This window comes from Acidithiobacillus sp. (assembly GCF_023256195.1).
Taxonomy (GTDB): Bacteria; Pseudomonadota; Gammaproteobacteria; order Acidithiobacillales; family Acidithiobacillaceae; genus Acidithiobacillus_A.
In genome coordinates this window covers 1-14,974 of sequence record NZ_JAGDWX010000012.1, presented here as the reverse complement: position 1 = coordinate 14,974, position 14,974 = coordinate 1, and the positions used below count along the sequence as shown (strand labels likewise).

Genomic DNA, 14,974 nt, shown 5'->3' with positions numbered 1-14,974 from the left:
AAGGACTTGGGCGCGCGTGGCGCCTTGCGGCGGGGACGAGGCGTATTCAAAGTTGACTATCCAGAAAGGCCTGCAACTGCGCCTTGCTCAGAGCACCCACCTTGGTGGCCTCGAGCTTGCCATTCTTGAAGAGCAGCAGCGTGGGGATACCGCGGATGCCATACTGTGGCGGTGTTGCAGGATTCTCATCGATGTTGAACTTGGCCACCGTGATCCGATCGGCGTACTCCTTGGCCACTTCCTCCAGGATGGGCGCGATCATCTTGCAGGGACCGCACCATTCGGCCCAGAAATCCACGAGCACAGGTTTGCTGGACTTCAGGACATCGTTCTCGAAGCTGTCGTCGGAGACATACAGGATAGCGTCACTCATGGGAGAAAACTCCTCGGATACACTGGTGGGCGATGGGAATATCGCCAAAGGAACGGAACAGGGTGTTTGGCATGGAGGCCGGTACCGATGGTTTTGAGGATAGACGGTGCTGGAACGCGTTTCAATAGGATTATGGGCAGAGATTACCTCAGCCACCGAGCCGGTTCAAGGCTCCGCCATTTCCTCGCGGATTTGTGTGGTCGCAGACACGGCCCTTTGAATGCGTGTGGGACGGGCAAAGATGAGAAGCAGCGCCGAAATCCCGATGAATGCCCACCCGGAGGCATAAAAAAGTGCATTGAAGGCGAGAAAGCTTGCCTGCCGGGTCAAGTCCCCCGCCAGAGTCGCCGTGGCCGCGGACGGCGACAGCCCGCGCGCCAGCAGGCTCCGTGTCGTCTCCGCCAATGGACCGGCCGACGCGACACCCGGTTCCACCAGGAAGTGATGGATCTGCTGCTCCACGCGCGCCAGCCAGCCCACGAGAATGGGGATACCATAACCCTGGGCGGCGACCCGGAACATGTTGAATACGCCCAAGCCCTGCTCGGCTTCGCTCTCCGACAGACCGGAAAGGGCCAGACGCGTCAGGGGCAGGAAAAGACCACCCAAAAAGAACCCCAGCGCAAACTGCGGCCACAACAAAGCCGTGTAGGACGCATCGCGGTCGTAGGAGGCGATCAGAAAACAGCTCAAGGCGAGCCCCGCCAGGTCTACGGCGGCCACGAGACCCGCATCCCAGTGCCGTAGCACCCATTGGCTGAGCAGAGAGGCCGGTTTCGCGGTTGCGGCCATGGGTAAGACCAGGACACCCGCGAGGAAGGCCGTGTAGCCCCAGACCAACTGCGCCTGGACTACCAGCAAGGCCATGATCCCCTGAAAAAACACGGTGCCAACGAAAACACCCGCTACCCCGAGCAGAAAATTGCGATGGCGAAAGAGTCGGTAGGCCACTAGCGGCTGCGGATACTGCCATTCCCAGAGCCAGAGCGTCACCCACAGGATCAGGGCAAGGGTGCCCAGGGCCCAGAAGTGCGGACTGTGCCACCAGTCCAGGTAGCTTCCGAGGTCGAGGGTGACCTGCGTCGTGGCCAGCGCCGGAGCCAGCAGCGCGAGCCCCACCCAGTCCACCGAACGTGCCCGCGCAGGCAGGGATGGCAGACCCTGCAAGGCGAGGACGACAACACCCGTCAAAACCAGCGCCAGCGGCCCGTCCAGATAGAAGAGACTGCGCCAGCCCCAGTAGGTACAGAGCCATCCGCCCACGGCCGGCGCCAGGGTAAAAGGCGTCAGGGCCGCCACCCCCCAGAGGGAGATCGCCAGCTTTTCCCGACCCGGACGATAGCGATGCAGCAACACGGCCAGCGACAGGGGGATACTGAGACCGCCGAAAAAGCCCATGGCAAAACGGGCCAGGATGAAGGACCAGAACTCCGTCGTCTCGGCACAGATGAGGGCGCTCGCACCGAAGCCCGCAAAGACCAGAAAAAAGCTGCGCGACTCCCCCTGCCGGGCTGCCAACCACAGGGACAGGGGTGCCGCCAGGGCCATGCCCACAAAGAAATCGGTCTGCGGCCAGATGGCAAAACTCGCATTGACGCCCAAGGCTCCAGCCACCTCGGGAATCAAAGCCAGATAAGCACCGGCATTGAAGAGCACCAAAAAGTGCGCGAGACCGACGGCAAGATTCAACAACAGAAAGCGGCCTGGGGGCAGATCGGCAGAGACGGCATCGATGCGCCGACGGCCTGTGTCCAGCACGCCCATCAGTTGCCCTCGCCTCGCCGGAACGGAGCGACCATCCGGCCACGTCCTGATCTCAGGCGGGTCATTGCGGCAGCGATGACGACGATGGGTTTACCTCCTCCTTGGCCCAGGATGTTTGGAGCTTCCACCCAGGAATATCCATGCTTCGACTCAAGGCGCTCGTGGACCCATGGCCCTCGCGTCGGCGCAGGTCGACGGCATTAGAATCCCCCATGTGCAAGCATAATAGACGGTGTATACAAGGAATTACACCTAGCTGATCCTCTGTGCCGGGAGCTACAATCGCAGTCGCGGTATCCACCACGACGGAGAAGAAACCATGTTGAAAGTGATCAGTGCGAGTCTGCTGTCTCTGAGTTTTCTGCTGGCGGGTGCGGCAGTTGCGGCCGAGCCCAGTGCCGCTGCCCACGGCGGCAGCATGGGGAACATGCCCATGACCCACCAGATGCCGGCCAAGGAGAAGGCCAAGGAGCCTGGCAAGAAGCTGACGGCGCAGCAGGAAAAAATGCGCATGTGCAACCAGCAGGCCAAGGGCAAGAAGGGCGAGGAGCGCAAGGCCTTCATGCGCTCCTGCCTGTCCAAGAAGAAGTAAGATTCGTCTAGGGGATCGGTCCCCGTCTCAGCCTACCTTGGTGGCCGATCTCCGGCGCCCCCGCGGCCGCGCCCTGGATGGTTCGGGGCAACGCGGTGCCGGCATGGGTGCCGGTCCTACGCCGATAAGTGGCGCCAATTCCTGCAGGGCCTGCCAGTAGACCCGACGCTTGAAGGCGATGATCTCGTTCACCGGTCGCCAGTAGTCTACCCACTGCCAATCCTCGAATTCCGGGTGCGCCGTCGCGAGATTGATGTCCTCCTCGCTACCCTGGAAGCGCAGCAGAAACCAGATCTGTTTCTGCCCGCGATAGCGTCGTCGCGCTGAGCGCTGACGTGCACAGGGCACCTCGTAACGCAACCAGCCTCGCGTCCGCCCCAGGATGAGCACCTTGCTGGTGCCCACCTCTTCTTGGAGCTCGCGGAACATGGCCTGTTCCGGCGTCTCGTTGCCGTCGATACCGCCCTGCGGAAACTGCCAGGCATCCTCGCCCAGGCGCTTGGCCCAGAGCACTTGATTGTGGTCATTACATACGATCATCCCCACATTGGGACGATAGCCGTCGGCGTCGATCATCGGAGTATCTCAATGAGATTTTTCCCGAATATAGCAAAAACACGCGTCGCCGTCAGGCGTCACCGGGGGCAGGAAGGCAGTGCAGCAGCTCCAGAGGATAACGCTGGCCGGCGCAGTAGTCGGCAATACAGCGGCTGACCATATCGCTGCGCCACTGATCGCGGCGTGCCTCCAGTTCCTCTCGACTGAGCCATAAAGGACCGACGATACCGTGGTCCAAAGGCCGCGACTCGTCCCGTGGACCGACTTTACCGGCAAAGGAAAAACGCAGATAAGTCAGATTTTTGTGGGGATGTTCCCAATGATAGATGCCCACCAGGTAGATGGGCTGAAAAGCGTAGCCGGTCTCCTCCAGAGTCTCGCGCACCACGGCCTGCAGCAGCGTCTCACCCGGGTCCCAATGCCCAGCGGGCTGATTCAGACAGCGACGACCGTCGACGATCTCCTCCACCAGCAAAAAGCGGCCGGCTTCGTCCTCGGCAATGGCCGCGACGGTGACGTGCGGCGACCACGACGGGTTCATGGCAGGATACGCTCGGCTGGCGCCAACAGCCGCCATGTGCCAGGCTGCAGATCGTCCACCCGAAAGGGACCGAAGGCCTCCCGGTGTAGGGTCTCGACGCGATTCCCCAAGGCCGCCATCATGCGCCGTACCTCGTGATAGCGTCCTTCGCGCAAGGTCAGACGCAGATGCTTAGGGCTTTGGACCTCCACCGTGGCGGGCAGGCAGGGACTGATCTCACCATCCAGCAGCAGCTCGCCCGAGCGCAAAGGCGCTAGCAGCGCGTCGTCCACGGGCTCGGCAAGACCGACGAGGTAGACGCGCGGTACTGCCCGGCGTGGGTGGGTCCAGCGATGCAGCCAGGCGCCATCGTCGGTAACGAGAAGCGTGCCGCTGGTGTCGGCATCGAGACGCCCGACGCTGTTGATGGCCGGCCGGCGGACACTCCAGGACGCGGGGAAGTCGGTGTAGATGCTGCGCGGCTCGCCGTGCGCACAGACCTTGCCGAGCGGCTTGTGGTAGAGCAGGTAGAGACCGTCCGGGTGATCCAGGGGCTCGCCATCGATGCGCACCAGCGCCGGATCCACACGTTCGCCCGCCTTGCGCGCGAGCTCCGGCCCGACCCGCACGCGCTCGGCCCGCAGCCAGTCCCGAAGTTCCGCGCGGCTACCGTATCCCAGGCGCGAAAAAAGTCGGTCCAGACGTTCCAGTGGGGCTGCCATTGCCCTAGTCTAGCGCGCCGCCGGCTCTGTCGAAAAGCCACGGAAGGCCGTATCATGAGGGCCTCAGAGGAGATTCCCATGACTTTTACCCTACCCGCCGAGTGGGCGACGCAGTCCATGGTACAGTTGACCTGGCCGCACCGGGATACGGACTGGGCCGAGCGGCTGCCCGCGGTGCTGCCAGTGTTCACGGAAATCGCCGTGGCCATCAGCCGCCGGGAGGATGTACTCCTGGTCTGTCACGATGCCGAGAGTGAGGGTGAGGCGCGCGCGCGGGTGCTTGACGCTGGCGCCCGACCCGACCGTTGCCATTTTGCACGGGCCCCCAGCAACGATTCCTGGGCCCGCGACCACGGTCCCCTGACCCTGCGTGCCCCGGACGGCCGTCGGCAACTGCTGGATTTCGGCTTCAATGCCTGGGGACTGAAGTTCGCCGCGGATCGGGACAATCTCCTCACCCGCCGTCTGCACAGCGCTGGCGCCTATGGCGACCTGCCACTGCGCACCTTGGGCATGATCCTCGAGGGCGGCAGCATCGACAGCGATGGTGCGGGTACCCTACTGACCACCAGTGCCTGTCTGCTCTCGCCCAATCGCAATCCGCAGTGGTCGCGAGAGGAGATCAGCGCACGGCTCTGCGAATACCTGGGTGTCGAGCGTATCTTCTGGCTGGAGAGCGGCCATCTGGAGGGGGACGATACCGATGCCCACATCGATACCCTCGCCCGCTTCTGCACGCTCGACACCATTGCCTATCAGTCCTGTGACGACCCGGACGACAGTCACTTTGCGCCCTTGCAGCAGATGGCAGCGGAGCTCGCCAGCTTCCCTCGCGCCGATGGCGGTAGCTATCATCTGGTGCCCCTGCCCTGGCCACGGGCGCGCTATGACGAGACGGGGGCGCGCCTGCCCTTGAGCTACGCCAACTTCCTCATCATCAATGGTGCCGTGCTTCTGCCCACCTACGACGATCCCGCCGATGCCCTGGCCGCAGAGCGCCTGTCTGCCGCTTTTCCCGACCGCGAGATCGTCCCCCTGCCCTGCCTGGAACTCGCACGTCAGCACGGCAGTCTGCATTGCGTGACCATGCAGATTCCGGCCTGACGGCTTGACAGGGGCACGGGCCTCGACCATCTTGGCGCCAGCGTAAGGGGGCTCTCATGCTGCACTATCCCGACATCAATCCCGTAGGCTTCCAGCTGGGGCCTTTGACCATCCATTGGTATGGTCTGCTGGAGATCATCAGCTTCGTCATCGCCACCGTCTGGCTGATCCGTCGTGGTCGCCAGGACCACTGGCGCTGGGACAAGGGCGAGGTGGTGGACCTGGAATTCTACGTCGCCGTGGGTGCCATCCTCGGCGGTCGGGTGGGCTATGTGCTCTGGTACAACCTGCCCTACTACCTGGATCACCCACTGAAAGCTCTGGCCATATGGGATGGCGGCATGTCCTTCCACGGCGGCCTGCTGGGGGTGGTGCTGGCCTGTTGGATCTTCTCTCTGGGAAACCAGAAACACGCCTTCCTCCCAACCCTGGATTTCATCGCGCCTGCGGTACCCATCGGCCTGGGGCTCGGACGCTTGGCCAACTTCATCAACGATCAGCTCTTTGGGCGCGTCTCCCATCTGCCGTGGGCCATGGTCTTCCCGGCGGGTGGACCGCAGCCGCGGCAGCCCTCCCAGATCTACGAATTTCTCCTGGAAGGCGTGCTGCTCTTCATCATCCTCGCCGTGTACAGTCGCCGAGCCCGACCGGCCGGTGCCGTTGGGGGCATGTTCGTCCTCTTCTACGGCATCTTCCGCTTTCTGGCAGAGTTTGCCCGCCAGCCCGATATTCAGCTGGGTTTCGTCTGGGGGCCCTTCACCATGGGCCAGTTCCTCTCGGTGCCCATGATCGTCCTGGGTCCGGTGATCATCTGGTGGGCCTATCGCGGCGGCTTTGCCAGCCGTCCACCGGCGGCTGCGCACTCGCCCACTGTGCCCGCCCGCAAAGGGGTATGAGCGCATCCCTCGCTGATCTCAACGGGCCACAGCGGGATGCCGTAGCCCGGGTGCACGGACCGGTCCTGGTGCTGGCCGGGGCCGGCTCGGGCAAGACTCGGGTGATCACTCGCAAGATCGTCCACCTCATCGAGGACCACGGGGTCGAGCCGCGGCATATCGCTGCTGTCACCTTTACCAACAAGGCAGCACGCGAGATGAAGGGGCGGGTGCAGAAATCCCTGGAGGGACGCTCGGTCCGCGGCCTGACCATTTCCACCTTTCATCGTCTGGGTCTCGAGATCCTGCGTCGCGATATCACGCAGCTGGGCTATCGTGAGAACTTCAGTGTCATCGACCCCGGCGACAGCCTCAGCATGGTCCGCAACCTCCTGCGCGAGATGCAGGGGCCCAGCGATCTGGCGGAGAGTATTCAAGCGCGCATCTCCCGGGCCAAGAACGACGGCCACGAGCCCGAAGATATGCCCCTGCAGGACCGCCTGGATGAACTGGCGCAGAGCATCTATCGCCCCTACCAGCGCGCCCTGAAAGCCTGCAATTCCGTGGATCTGGACGATCTCATCCTCCTGCCCACCCAGCTTCTGAGCAGCTCCAGCGAGGCGCAGGAACGTTGGCAGGAAAGGATCCGCTATCTCTTGGTGGACGAATATCAGGACAGTAACGGCGCCCAGTACCGGCTGCTGCGCAGCCTCCTGAGAAAGCGGCAGAATCTGACGGCCGTGGGCGATGACGATCAAAGTATTTACTCTTGGCGCGGCGCCGCCGCCGATAACCTTCAGCGACTGGCGCAGGACTTTCCCGACCTCAAGGTCATCAAACTGGAACAGAATTATCGCTCCACCGGGCGGATTCTCCATGCCGCCAACCATCTCATCGCCCACAATCCTCACCTTTTCGAGAAAAAGCTGTGGAGCAGCCTGGGAGACGGCGAGCGGATCCAGGTTATCGTCGCCAATGATGAGGCTGACGAGGCGGAACAGGTGGTCAATGCCATCCTGCGCGACCGCTTCCAGCGCCAGGGCGAGTATCGCGACTACGCCATACTCTACCGCAGCAATCACCAGTCTCGTCCTTTCGAGACGGCCTTGCGCAATGCCCGCATCCCCTACCAGATATCCGGCGGCTTATCCTTTTTCGAGCGCAGTGAGATCCGGGATTTCCTAGCCTATTGCCGACTGTTGGTCAATCCCGATGACGATGCCGCCTTTTTGCGTGCCGTCAACACGCCCCGAAGGGGCATCGGCAGCGCCACCCTGGAAACCTTGGGGGAACTTGCCAAGGCGCGGCAGATATCGCTCTTTGCCGCCGTCTGGGAAGAGGATCTGACACTTGCCGAACGCCCACTTCTCGCCCTGCGCAGTTTTGCCGACTGGCTGAATCGCACTTCCGAAGCTTGCGCAAAAAGCGAGATCCTGCCGACGCTGCGCGACCTCCTGGAGGAGATCGGCTATCGCCAGTATCTGGAAAACGAGGGCGACGAGCGTGAGGCCCGGCGCAAGTGGGAAAATCTTGAAGAGCTGTTGGCGTGGATGGCGCGCCTGCAGGAGCAGGAGGACGGTCCGGAGAACCTCGCCGAACTCCTCAACCGTCTGAGCGTGATCCACATCTTGGAACGGGATGACGAGGACGAAGACCGCGACGTGCTCCGTCTGTCCACCCTGCATGGTGCCAAGGGACTGGAGTTTTCCCGGGTATTTCTAGTAGGGATCGAAGAGGAACTGCTACCCCACCGTAACAGCGAGAGTCCCGCTCAGATCGAGGAAGAGCGCCGACTCTTCTACGTCGGCGTGACACGCGCGCGGCACAAGCTTGCTCTGAGTTATTGTCGCCGCCGCAAACGCTACGGCGAGATGCTGTCGCCGGAGCCATCGCGATTTTTACAGGAATTACCAAAAGATCTACTGGACTGGCAGGGGGGCAGCCAGAGAGAGGAAGGGGAGGATCTGACCGCAGACGCCGCCTGCGCCCGACTGCGCGCCCTACTGGACGACTGACACGACGGGCTGGACTTGCCGAGGCAGTGAACTGGCCTCACCCGATCTACGGTGGCGAGGCCCGGCTTTCTGAGGGTCAGGCCTGCGTGGCGCCCAAGGCTTTGACCCGAGCCGAAAGTCGACTCTTGGTCCGCGCTGCCGTGTTGGCGTGGACGATGCCCTTGCTGGCCGTCTTGTCGATGATGGACTCGGCCTGGTGCAAGGCCGCGCGCGCTTGCTCTTGGTTACCCTCACGTACCGCCTTCAGCACGGATTTCACGTAGGTGCGCATGCGCGACCGCAGACTGGCGTTGTGTCGCCGACGTTTTTCGTTTTGCAGAACTCGCTTGCGCGCTTGAGAAGAATTTGCCACGAAACCACTCCCGAATCGTTAACCAAAGCCCTTGGGGGCAGGCGAAGGGCGATATTGTCATCTGCGGCCGCTCTACTGTCAAGGATGGCTAAAGGTCCATCCTCTTCCGCAAGCAGCGCTCCTGAGCGCGCCACAACTTCCCGTGAGAAAAGGCCCGAGAATCCAGGCCGACGCCCTGTCTTCTCCCGGCTACAGCTAGTCCCGGATTGCGGATAAACCGCGGACTGCCGTGCAATAATGTTGTCGCTCTCAGGGCGCACAGATGCAGAACACCAAAAAAAGACGCCCCGCTTGGGGGCGTCATTGCCTACATCGGGAAGAACTCCGCCGGTTTCAGGAAGCCAAGCCACATAGGGGTCCGGCAGCGGCCAAGCTCCATGAGATCGACGATCCTCCCGTCATGACCGCATCGCAGGGTTTACCAGCCTGGAGGCGGCGGTGGCGGCCCGGGCGGTGGCGGAGGCGGTGCTCCCGGACCGCCTGGAGGCGGCGGCGGTGGAGGAGGTGCAGAATTGTAGTAATAGCCCCCCGGGCCCGGCTGGACGGCCGCATAGCAGCCAGACAGGCCAAGACCGAGGCCAAGGAGCAGTCCAAACCGCAGACCACGATATAGCCAGCCCGAAGCGGGGCGTGTTGCGTCAGGATGCATGATCCATATCCTCTCGTTCAGTAACCATACAAGGAGCGATCGTACTTCCGCTCCGCTCGATACACCCGGTTGTCGTATTTTCGCTGCGCTTTCCAGTAGCGGCTATCGGCTTTGTATTCCTGTTTTTCCAAATCCCGCTTCCAGCGCGCGTAGATCCGCAGAGCCTTCTGGCTGTAACCGTAGGGATAGGGATAAGGGTAGGGACGCAAATAGTCGACATCGTCAGCACAGTAGGCAGCGGTCACGATCCCCGACTCCGGTAGCCGCGAGAGCACCGTTCCGCCCTGCGCGAGAACCACGCTCGTGCTCAGCAGGGCTCCGACAAAAACTGCCAGAGGCAGCGGCCTGGACTTTCTATCGGACATGCATGGATCTCCTCGTCACCCAAGTACGAAGAACTTAAGCAAGATATATGCCTACTACAAACACTAGACTTTTAGCCACTCCTGGGCTCGCTTGTGTTTCCTCTGGGCGACAGGGTGGGGATTCGTGTCACCGGGGAAAGTCGGGGGCGCTCAGATTCGAACACGTTCCGGAGGTTCCGGAACGGCCACCGACGCGTATATGCAACGCTCAAAAAGCAAAGCGCCCAAGCGCAGGGAATAACAGGTTGAGCGCCTGGGCGTTTGCTGGAGTCATACGGCAAAAGCCGTTAAAGCGGGGACAACAGGGTTGGTCCCGCGAGCAGAAAAGTCTAGATCGCGGTACGACCGCTATCGCGGTGCGTCGGCTGCAACGCACTCCAGCGGCAATGGACCATCGGGTGGCCAGACACATTGGCAGCGGGCACCGGCGCGACACTATGCCGACCAGCCTGCGGTTGCGGATCGACCGGAACCGGCACTATCGCCAGTTGAGGTACGGTCCACTCAACCGGCACAGACGGCAGAGCCAAGGGAAAAGCCGGTTGCGCAAAGGCTGCGGACATGAGGCTCTGCATCCACTGTATCTGCGCCTGCATATCCCGAACCTGCTGCAAGGTGCTTGCCTCCAATGCCCGGGCCTGTGCCGGGCTCAACCGCACGACCTGTGCCACGCTCGCGGCAGGCGCGCCCCAGGTGATGCTCTCGACGCGAAGAACACCCCCCGGGATTCTATAGGTATGGGAAACAACCTGCGCTGCGGGACGATAGGCGGACGCCGCACAAGACGAGGGACTTGCCGCAAATACTGCCGCCCCGACCAAGGCCACAGAGAGGCTCAGGATGAATCGACGATGCTTAAGCGCATTGCCTTGCATGGTAGTAGGTCTCCTCTGTCACTCCCAAAAAGCACAGAAAAGACCAGACGAACAGACCTAAAGTTCCCGCAGCGCACATCAGAGCTCGCGCCCAACGTTTCTGTCGGATCTTCCAGGAGATTGTCGCCATCCAGAACCGCCATCAGGGCACCGTACCACTCAGAGCCTGTATGGATCGCACCAATGCCACCTACACAGCTACCCCCATTGGAGACTCGGGGAACTCCCGCAGATGGTCTGGTCGCGTTTTTTAGAGGGTCACCTCTGTTTGACCGCATGGATGGCGACGGTGTCCAATTGGAACGAGTGGTCGTCCTCGAAATGGAAATGTTCTTTGGCTTCCGTCGCTGCGCCGTCGATGAGATCCCTGATAGCCTGTACCCTCACCTCTGGTGTGCGCATGCGCGCGACCCAACTGTTAAAATCCAAGCGTATCTGCCATCTTTCCTGCAAGGTGACCTGCAAACCGGCACGGGTGAGCATGCTGGTCCATTCCGATAGCCTGTAGTTTCGCACGTGGGAGGGGTCTCGTAATATCTCCACGGCATTGATGAAGGTATCCAATGCGGGGATCTCCGGCGCTGCACTGTCAATGAGGACGATAAGACCGTCCGGCTTCAATACGCGACGGATTTCGGCAAGTGCTTTCGGGACATCCGTCCAATGGTGTGCTGAATATCGCGAAATGATCCAGTCGAACTCGGCGTCCGTGTAAGGAAGCTGCTCCGCCGGACCCGTGCCGATGCCAATATTGTGGTGGCCACGATTCTTGGCTTCTGCTGCCACCTGCTCGAGCATGGATTCCAATGGATCATAGGCCGTAACCGTTCCCGCATAGGGGGCTACTGCAAAGCTCGCGTGGCCGGCTCCACAGCCAAGATCCAGAACGGCTTTCGGTCGACATTTCTGCGCCGCGGTTCTGAGACGATCCAGGTCGGCACCTTGGGCGTGAACCGGGCTGTGCAGATACTCCTGCGCTACACTGCCAAATTGCACGGTATTTAACTCATTACGATCCATAATGTTGCTCCTGTCGTCTCCATGCGCTGAAGACGAGGGTAACGCGGTCACCAAAATGGTACAATATAGATATTTATGCCGGTCTTATTAGCGTCTAGTTTATGGGACAACAGAAACCGTATACATGGGCGATTGATTGCTACCTCTGCGCGCATTTCTCGGACCCCAGCGTGAGAGGCTCACGACGGTGCTGGCGTATCTCATGGCACACGGTCGGCGCCGACACAAACCCCGCACCATCTCGTTTTCGGTCTGGCGAGCTCAGTTCCAGAAATCGCACAGAGTGGGAAATACCTCAACCATGGTCGGCCCTATTTGCCGACCATGGCCCTCCACGGCTCAGCGGGAGATTTGACAATGGTGGCCACAGCTCCACTTCAGCTTCAGACTCGGCACTGTACCGAATCTGTTACTGGCGAGCTGAGGATTGTAAAACGCACAATTTTATATGGTGGGCCCGGCAGGATTTGAACCCGCGACCAAAGGATTATGAGTCTGATAAGTTTCTGTCCCCAGAAATCCACAGAGAGCCTCTAACCCATTGTGAAACATGCTTTTATCCTCTACACTATGTCCACTGAGTTCCGTAGAAATAGCCCAAAAGCCACCGACAAACGGGGACGGAACGGGGACGAAAGGGGGACGGCATGGCAATCACGGTCGCGGAACTGGGCAAGACAATCCGGGAAGCAGCGGAGCAGGGTCGGGACGCCTATCTCACCGAGGGCAGGCGCGGTGCTGGCGTCCTGCGGATTCGCGTTCAGGCGTCCGGCAGGGTCAGCTTTTACTACCGATACACGACCGCCGACGGAAAGCGGAAGGATCACCCCATCGGGATTTACTCGGCTACTGGGCGGGGTGGGCTGACCTTGGAGCAGGCGCGGGACGAATTTGGCAAGCTGGCGCTGCTCTACCGATCCGGGATCAAGGATATTGGGCTGCACCTTGAGGCCGAGCAGCGGCGGCAGGCTGCCGAACTAAAGCGGCAGGCAGAGGAGCGAGAGCGCCAGGAGGCCGGATCGCTGGCCGCATTACTGGATGCTTATGTCGGGTACCTGCGGGACCGTGGGAAGCCGTCTTGGAAGGACGTCGCCAGCATCTTCCGTCTGCACATAGCTGAGCCCTTCCCCGATCTGGCGCAGACCCGCGCCAACGAGATCGGCCCCAAAGACCTGCGGGCGATTTTCGACCGGCTGCAAGACAAGGGATTCACTCGCGCCTTGGGCAAGACGCGGGCTGCTCTGCACAGCGCCTACAATCTGGCCGCCAAGTCGGAGTTCGACTCCACCATCCCGGCAGCGTTTAGGCTGTTTAAGGTGGCAGCGAATCCGGTGGCGAGCCTGCCCACCTATTCGCAGTTGAGCAAGCCGGGCGAGCGCGTCTTAAGCCCGGCAGAGCTGCGGGCGCTACTGGCCGCGCTGCACGCGGATAAGAGTATGGCGGCGCGGGCGCTGCTGGTCGGGCTGTATCTCGGAGGGCAGAGACCCACCCAACTGGCAAGGGTGAGAGCCGGGGACGTGGATGTCGAACGCGGCACAATCACGCTGCGCGATGGCAAAGGACGTCGCCAGCATCCACGGCTGCACGTCCTGCCGCTCGAGCCAGTGGCCGAGATCGTGGCCGGGCTGCTGGAGGTAAACGGCAACGCCCCGAGCATCTTCTCCAGCGACGGAAAGACCGTACCCCATGCCACCACCCTGAGCAAGCTGGTGCGGGATATTGGCGAGGGCAAGTATCAGTTGCGGGACGTACGCCGGACGGCCGAAACCGAGCTTGCCCGACTGGGCGTGGCAAAAGACATCCGAGCGCAAATCCTGTCCCACGAGCTAGGCGGCATCCAAACAAAGCATTATGACCGCCATCAGTATCTCGACGAGAAGCGACAGGCCCTGCGCCTGTGGAGGCGGTATCTCGACGGGCTGCTGGCCGGGAGCGTGGTCGCAATCGCACGGAAAGGGGCAATAGTTGCTTGATTGAAGTCCAGAGAAGCACAACAATGACTTCTGCGGGTCATTGAAGCCTGCCCGCAAAAGGTAGGGCCCCATGCTGGAACATGGAGCCCTGTAATGAACCTGCGCCGCCGGGAAGCACGCGCAAGCCGTTAACGATCGCCCACTGGAGAGGGCCAAGACAGATTAGGCCAATCGCGATGTCCACACAAGGGCATCAAAGGCCATTTAAGCGTGTAAGCTTTCCCCGGCGCATATCGATGAGGATATGCCCGATGACAACCGAATCTCAGAAACCTGCCCGCCTGATCCGGCGGGATGAAGTCCTTCACCGCACCGGATTTGCTAAGTCCTGGCTATACGCCCTGATCCGCAAGGGTGAGTTTCCAGAGCCGATCCGACTTGGTGCGCGCGCCGTTGCCTGGCGTGAGGCGGACATCGACGCATGGATCGAGACCCGCCCCAATCGCTCTGACGCTGCGTAAAGGGGGGATGTCATGCACGCAAAAAAAGAAAGCCGCCCGGCAAGAGGGGCGGCGGGAAACACGCGCCCTTATTCTAGCCCGATCGACGCTACCTTGTCCCGTCTCGAGGGCGTAAAACGCACCGGCCCCGGCAAGTGGATCGCCCGATGCCCTTCTCACGACGACCGGCACCCCAGTCTCAGCATCAAAGAAGCCGACGATGGACTGGTCCTGATCCATTGCTGGACCGGGTGCGCTGCTGCTGATGTTGTCGCCGCCTTGGGCCTGAGCCTGGCCGATCTGTTTCCCGGAGACCGGCGCACGCTGGCCGACCACAGCAACGGCCCTATGCGCCGTCCATTCGACTACAGGGACGCGCTGTTCGGAGTTGCCCACGAAGTAGTCGTCGTCCGGCTGATCGTTGAATCCGTCCGCGCTGGGCACCCTCTGAGCGATGAGGACGCCGAGCGCCTTGCGCTGGCGCAGGAGCGCATATCGGATGCCGCGCGAATCGCTGGAGGTGTGCTATGAGCCACTGGGACGACGCCGCCGAGCTTGCATCATGGCCCACCCCGGAGCCATTGCCGACCGGGTTGCCGCCTGTTCTGCCATTCAACGAAGAGCTGCTACCGCTGGGGCTGAGAGCTTTTGTCATGGACATTGCGGAGCGGATGCAATGCCCGCCGGACTTCCCCGCTGTGGCCTTTATGGTTTGCCTGTCGAGTCTTGCTGGCGGTCGGATCGCTATAAAACCCAAGCGCCAAGATGATTGGACCG

General features: G+C 61.5%; 16 protein-coding genes. 8 read left to right on the top strand and 8 right to left on the bottom strand.

Going from position 1 to position 14,974, the window contains the following annotated elements:
* Positions 1–46 precede the first annotated feature (46 nt).
* A complete protein-coding gene (gene trxA / locus Q0C23_RS01940) occupies positions 47–373 on the bottom strand; it encodes a thioredoxin TrxA (protein WP_291510695.1) in 327 nt (108 codons plus the stop codon).
* Between the two features lie 165 nt (positions 374–538).
* Entirely contained in the window at positions 539–2,137 is a 1,599-nt protein-coding gene (locus Q0C23_RS01935; protein WP_291510694.1) for an MFS transporter, read from the bottom strand.
* Between the two features lie 319 nt (positions 2,138–2,456).
* Here Q0C23_RS01935 and Q0C23_RS01930 point away from each other — a divergent pair, with 319 nt between their 5' ends.
* Entirely contained in the window at positions 2,457–2,729 is a 273-nt protein-coding gene (locus Q0C23_RS01930; RefSeq protein ID WP_291510693.1) for a PsiF family protein, read from the top strand.
* Positions 2,730–2,756: 27 nt separating this feature from the next.
* On the opposite strand, the gene Q0C23_RS01925 is transcribed toward Q0C23_RS01930, so the two are convergent.
* Genes Q0C23_RS01925 through Q0C23_RS01915 form a run of 3 tightly spaced genes read right to left on the bottom strand, consistent with a single transcriptional unit; the run spans position 2,757 to position 4,529 of the window.
* Positions 2,757–3,305 (bottom strand): RNA pyrophosphohydrolase, encoded by a 549-nt coding sequence (locus Q0C23_RS01925; protein WP_291510692.1) that lies wholly within the window; start codon positions 3,303–3,305, stop codon positions 2,757–2,759.
* Between the two features lie 52 nt (positions 3,306–3,357).
* Entirely contained in the window at positions 3,358–3,828 is a 471-nt protein-coding gene (locus Q0C23_RS01920; RefSeq protein ID WP_291510691.1) for an NUDIX hydrolase, read from the bottom strand.
* Complete coding sequence (locus Q0C23_RS01915) at positions 3,825–4,529, bottom strand: pseudouridine synthase (RefSeq protein WP_291510690.1); 705 nt, start codon at positions 4,527–4,529, stop codon at positions 3,825–3,827. The genes Q0C23_RS01920 and Q0C23_RS01915 overlap by 4 nt, the downstream gene beginning before the upstream one ends.
* Positions 4,530–4,607: 78 nt before the next feature.
* Here Q0C23_RS01915 and Q0C23_RS01910 point away from each other — a divergent pair, with 78 nt between their 5' ends.
* From Q0C23_RS01910 to Q0C23_RS01900, 3 genes are read left to right on the top strand one after another with little or no spacing between them, the layout of a single operon-like run.
* A complete protein-coding gene (locus Q0C23_RS01910) occupies positions 4,608–5,633 on the top strand; it encodes an agmatine/peptidylarginine deiminase (protein WP_291510689.1) in 1,026 nt (341 codons plus the stop codon).
* A gap of 56 nt (positions 5,634–5,689) precedes the next feature.
* Positions 5,690–6,529, top strand: coding sequence for a prolipoprotein diacylglyceryl transferase (lgt, locus tag Q0C23_RS01905; protein WP_291510688.1), 840 nt, complete (start codon positions 5,690–5,692; stop codon positions 6,527–6,529).
* Complete coding sequence (locus tag Q0C23_RS01900; RefSeq protein ID WP_291510687.1) at positions 6,526–8,523, top strand: UvrD-helicase domain-containing protein; 1,998 nt, start codon at positions 6,526–6,528, stop codon at positions 8,521–8,523. The genes lgt and Q0C23_RS01900 overlap by 4 nt, the downstream gene beginning before the upstream one ends.
* 76 nt (positions 8,524–8,599) lie before the next feature.
* On the opposite strand, the gene rpsT is transcribed toward Q0C23_RS01900, so the two are convergent.
* From rpsT to Q0C23_RS01885, 3 genes are all read right to left on the bottom strand, one after another.
* Entirely contained in the window at positions 8,600–8,875 is a 276-nt protein-coding gene (gene rpsT / locus Q0C23_RS01895; RefSeq protein WP_291510686.1) for a 30S ribosomal protein S20, read from the bottom strand.
* Between the two features lie 666 nt (positions 8,876–9,541).
* Positions 9,542–9,889, bottom strand: coding sequence for a hypothetical protein (locus Q0C23_RS01890; protein WP_291510685.1), 348 nt, complete (start codon positions 9,887–9,889; stop codon positions 9,542–9,544).
* Positions 9,890–11,022: 1,133 nt separating this feature from the next.
* Complete coding sequence (locus Q0C23_RS01885) at positions 11,023–11,784, bottom strand: class I SAM-dependent methyltransferase (protein ID WP_291510684.1); 762 nt, start codon at positions 11,782–11,784, stop codon at positions 11,023–11,025.
* Between the two features lie 647 nt (positions 11,785–12,431).
* Here Q0C23_RS01885 and Q0C23_RS01880 point away from each other — a divergent pair.
* The 4 genes from Q0C23_RS01880 to Q0C23_RS01865 all read left to right on the top strand — a co-directional run.
* Positions 12,432–13,757, top strand: a complete 1,326-nt coding sequence (locus tag Q0C23_RS01880; RefSeq protein WP_291510683.1) for an integrase family protein — start codon at positions 12,432–12,434, stop codon at positions 13,755–13,757.
* Between the two features lie 80 nt (positions 13,758–13,837).
* The gene (locus tag Q0C23_RS09840; RefSeq protein ID WP_367273168.1) at positions 13,838–14,218 is read left to right on the top strand and encodes a helix-turn-helix transcriptional regulator; all 381 of its coding nucleotides are present in this window, start codon (positions 13,838–13,840) and stop codon (positions 14,216–14,218) included.
* A gap of 12 nt (positions 14,219–14,230) precedes the next feature.
* Positions 14,231–14,728: a hypothetical protein gene (locus tag Q0C23_RS01870; protein ID WP_291510681.1), complete on the top strand. Its 498-nt coding sequence runs from the start codon at positions 14,231–14,233 to the stop codon at positions 14,726–14,728.
* Positions 14,725–14,974: hypothetical protein (locus Q0C23_RS01865; RefSeq protein ID WP_291510680.1), on the top strand; the 250-nt coding region annotated here is incomplete at its 3' end. The genes Q0C23_RS01870 and Q0C23_RS01865, both read left to right, overlap by 4 nt.

What these genes read in the sequence shown, in the direction of transcription:
- trxA (WP_291510695.1), bottom strand. Translation starts at nt 373, where the DNA reads ATGAGTGACGCTATCCTGTATGTCTCCGACGACAGCTTCGAGAACGAT.
- Q0C23_RS09840 (WP_367273168.1), top strand. Translation starts at nt 13,838, where the DNA reads ATGGAGCCCTGTAATGAACCTGCGCCGCCGGGAAGCACGCGCAAGCCG.
- Q0C23_RS01925 (WP_291510692.1), bottom strand. Translation starts at nt 3,305, where the DNA reads ATGATCGACGCCGACGGCTATCGTCCCAATGTGGGGATGATCGTATGT.
- Q0C23_RS01885 (WP_291510684.1), bottom strand. Translation starts at nt 11,784, where the DNA reads ATGGATCGTAATGAGTTAAATACCGTGCAATTTGGCAGTGTAGCGCAG.
- Q0C23_RS01870 (WP_291510681.1), top strand. Translation starts at nt 14,231, where the DNA reads ATGCACGCAAAAAAAGAAAGCCGCCCGGCAAGAGGGGCGGCGGGAAAC.
- lgt (WP_291510688.1), top strand. Translation starts at nt 5,690, where the DNA reads ATGCTGCACTATCCCGACATCAATCCCGTAGGCTTCCAGCTGGGGCCT.
- Q0C23_RS01880 (WP_291510683.1), top strand. Translation starts at nt 12,432, where the DNA reads ATGGCAATCACGGTCGCGGAACTGGGCAAGACAATCCGGGAAGCAGCG.
- Q0C23_RS01890 (WP_291510685.1), bottom strand. Translation starts at nt 9,889, where the DNA reads ATGTCCGATAGAAAGTCCAGGCCGCTGCCTCTGGCAGTTTTTGTCGGA.
- Q0C23_RS01920 (WP_291510691.1), bottom strand. Translation starts at nt 3,828, where the DNA reads ATGAACCCGTCGTGGTCGCCGCACGTCACCGTCGCGGCCATTGCCGAG.
- Q0C23_RS01935 (WP_291510694.1), bottom strand. Translation starts at nt 2,137, where the DNA reads ATGGGCGTGCTGGACACAGGCCGTCGGCGCATCGATGCCGTCTCTGCC.
- Q0C23_RS01910 (WP_291510689.1), top strand. Translation starts at nt 4,608, where the DNA reads ATGACTTTTACCCTACCCGCCGAGTGGGCGACGCAGTCCATGGTACAG.
- Q0C23_RS01900 (WP_291510687.1), top strand. Translation starts at nt 6,526, where the DNA reads ATGAGCGCATCCCTCGCTGATCTCAACGGGCCACAGCGGGATGCCGTA.
- Q0C23_RS01930 (WP_291510693.1), top strand. Translation starts at nt 2,457, where the DNA reads ATGTTGAAAGTGATCAGTGCGAGTCTGCTGTCTCTGAGTTTTCTGCTG.
- Q0C23_RS01915 (WP_291510690.1), bottom strand. Translation starts at nt 4,529, where the DNA reads ATGGCAGCCCCACTGGAACGTCTGGACCGACTTTTTTCGCGCCTGGGA.